A 2884-nucleotide genomic window follows, 5' to 3' on the forward strand; every position below is an offset into this window, starting at 1 on the left:
GGCGCCGTTGCCATACGCTCGGAACACCGTGCACCCAACGGAAAGGCAGGCCTGTGACCGTCCCGCGAATCGTGGCGACCGTCGATGCCGTCGCCCTGCTGCGCCGCCTCGCGCAGCGCAACGGACCGCTCATGATGCACCAGTCCGGCGGATGCTGCGACGGCTCCGCGCCGATGTGTTATCCCGACGGCGATTTCGTCGTCGGCGACCGCGACGTGCTCCTCGGAGTCCTCGACCTGCGCCTCGGGGCAGGGGAGACCCGCTCCGATCCGCCGGTCGGCGCCGACGCCGTGCCGGTGTGGATCTCCGGTTCGCAGTTCGAGGCGTGGAAGCACACCTGTCTCGTCCTCGACGTGGTGCCCGGGCGCGGCTCCGGGTTCAGTCTCGAGAGTCCGGAGGGGGTGCGGTTCCTCAGCAGGGGGCACGCGTTCACTCCCGACGAAATGGCCCTCCTGGAAGCCCACCGGCCACTCACCGGGCGGGACCGGGAGGCCGGCGTGGAGCCCGCCGTGTCCGATGTGCCCACCGTGGTCGCCGAGGCCGCCGACGCGTGCCCGGTACCCGGCCTGTCCCCGTGATCCCATCTGCGTGATCCCATCGGGAGGAGGGTGACTCACCTGCCGGTTGCCGGTGTGCGTCAGAATCGGGACGGAATCCGTCCGGATTCCGGACGACGACGTGGGCGCCCGGCGGGTGCGACGAGGAGTGGGCATGGCCTTCGCAGGCAACGTGGACGAACTGGCACTGCTGCAGACGGTGCGTCTGAAGAAGCAGGTCACGGCCGAGGTGATCGCCGCGCACCTCGGTGTGTCGGTGGCGGCCGGCCAGGCCGCGGTGGCCGCGCTCCTCGAACAGGGCAAGGCGTCGGAGAACGACGGCGGCATCAGCCTCACCGACAAGGGCACCTCCGAGCTGAACGATCAGCTCGATGCCGAACGGGTCTCCATCGACGAGGATTCGATCTCGGAGCTCTACGACCAGTTCCTCCCGCTCGACGAGGAGCTGAACACGCTCCTCGAGAACGCGGACGCCGACGGATTCGTCGACGGCCTCATCGACCTCGACCGCCGGGCGCAGAGTCTGTTCGACGACGTGTCGGCGTTCGTGCCGCGCCTGTCGCGCTATCAGGACCTGTTCGCCGAGGCCCTGGAGAAGATCAAGGGCGGCTCGCTGGCGTGGGCCACGGCCGCCAACATCGACTCCTACGCCTCCGTGTGGGGCGAGATGCGCCAGGAGATCGCGGGCGCCGTCGGCCGCTGACAATTTCGTTCGTTCGGCGCACTATGTGATGCCGGTCACCCCTACCCCCCTTTCGGGGGTGGTGAGGGGGTGACCGGCATCACTACGTTTCGTTCATCCGCCGAGGCGATCACGCCCGCGGTTCGAACGGACAACGGAGGACTCACGTGACCAGTGTGTCGACCCCGGGGGCTGCCGAACCCCCCGTCGCCGGACCGGTGGGACGTTCGCGTCCCGATCCATCCACACCCCGCCACGCGGGCCCCTCGAAGGAAGGGCCCGGTATCCGGCGCGTCGCCGTCGCCAGCTGCATGGGCACGACGATCGAGTTCTACGACTTCTTCATCTACGGCACCGCCGCAGCGCTCGTCTTCCCGACGGTCTTCTTCCCCGCGCTCGGATCGACCGCAGGTACCGTCGCCTCCTTCGCGACCTTCGCCGTCGCCTTCATCGCCCGCCCCGTGGGCGCAATGCTGTTCGGGCACTTCGGCGATCGCATCGGACGCAAGAAGACGCTGATCTCCACGCTGCTGCTGATGGGTATCTCCACCCTGCTCATCGGCCTTCTGCCCGGCGCCGAGACCATCGGTGTCGCCGCCCCCATCATCCTCGTGCTGTTGCGATTCGCCCAGGGCTTCGCAGTGGGCGGTGAGTGGGCCGGTGCGACCCTGCTCACCGCCGAATACGCGCCACCGGGCCAACGCGGTCTGTACGCGATGTTCCCGCAGCTCGGTCCCGCCATCGCATTCGCCCTGTCGAGCGGAACCTTCCTGTTCACCGGTCTCGCCCTCGGCGACACCAACGACGCCTTCCTGAACTACGGCTGGCGGATCCCGTTCCTGCTCAGCATCGTTCTCGTCGGCATCGGCCTCTACATGCGCCTCGCCATCGAAGAGACTCCTGTCTTTCGTGCGGAGCAGGAAGCCCGCCGTAGTGCCCCGGCCGCCGAGATCGAGGCCCCGCGCCGGCTGCCCTTCCTCGACGCGTTGCGCTACCAGGCCAAGGAGATCTTCCTCGCCGGCGGCGCGCTGGCCATCATGTTCGCCTTCTTCTACATGGGCACGGCCTACCTGACCAGCTACGCGACGTCCGAGCTGGGATTCGACCGGCCGTTCGTCCTGATGGTGGGCATCGCCTCGTCGCTCGTCTTCGGTCTCGCGATCGTGCTGTCCGCGCTGTATTCCGACCGCTTCGGGCGCAAGAAGGTCATCATGGTCTCGTGCGCCTTCTCCGTGGTCTGGGCACTGGTGTTGTTCCCGCTCCTCGACACCGGCTCACCGATCGCGTTCGTGCTCGGGATGATGATCACCCTCGCGATCTTCGGTATCGCCTACGGGCCGTGCGGAGCACTGCTGCCCGAGATGTTCGCGACCCGCTACCGCTACACCGGTGCCGGTCTGGGCTACAACTTCGCCGGTGTCCTCGGCGGCGCCATCCCGCCGATGATCGCCGCACCGCTCGCCGCCTCCTACGGCGGTATCGCGATCGGGATCATGCTGGCCGCGATCGGCCTCGTGAGCCTGGTCTGCACCGCCGCGCTCATGGAGACCCGCGACCGGGCTCTCTGATCCGCCGCAGGCGGATCCGTCTCGCACCGATCCACACCCGGTGGATCCGTTCCACCCCGATCCACTCCCGGTGGCGG

Annotated in this window: 3 protein-coding genes; all 3 read left to right on the plus strand. The window is 68.3% G+C overall.

From position 1 onward, the window contains the following. Positions 1 to 53 precede the first annotated feature (53 nt). The 3 genes from ACLBYD_RS16475 (at position 54) to ACLBYD_RS16485 (ending at position 2807) form a co-directional block, all read left to right on the plus strand. Complete coding sequence (locus ACLBYD_RS16475) at positions 54 to 578, plus strand: DUF779 domain-containing protein (RefSeq protein ID WP_447817281.1); 525 nt, start codon at positions 54 to 56, stop codon at positions 576 to 578. 133 nt (positions 579 to 711) lie between these two features. Next, positions 712 to 1260, plus strand: coding sequence for a hypothetical protein (locus tag ACLBYD_RS16480; protein WP_447817282.1), 549 nt, complete (start codon positions 712 to 714; stop codon positions 1258 to 1260). A gap of 146 nt (positions 1261 to 1406) precedes the next feature. Further along, positions 1407 to 2807 carry an MFS transporter gene (locus ACLBYD_RS16485; RefSeq protein ID WP_447817283.1) on the plus strand — a complete coding sequence of 467 codons (1401 nt, stop codon included), beginning with the start codon at positions 1407 to 1409 and terminating at the stop codon, positions 2805 to 2807. The last annotated feature ends 77 nt before the right edge of the window (positions 2808 to 2884 follow it).

This window comes from Rhodococcus sp. C26F (assembly GCF_053345925.1).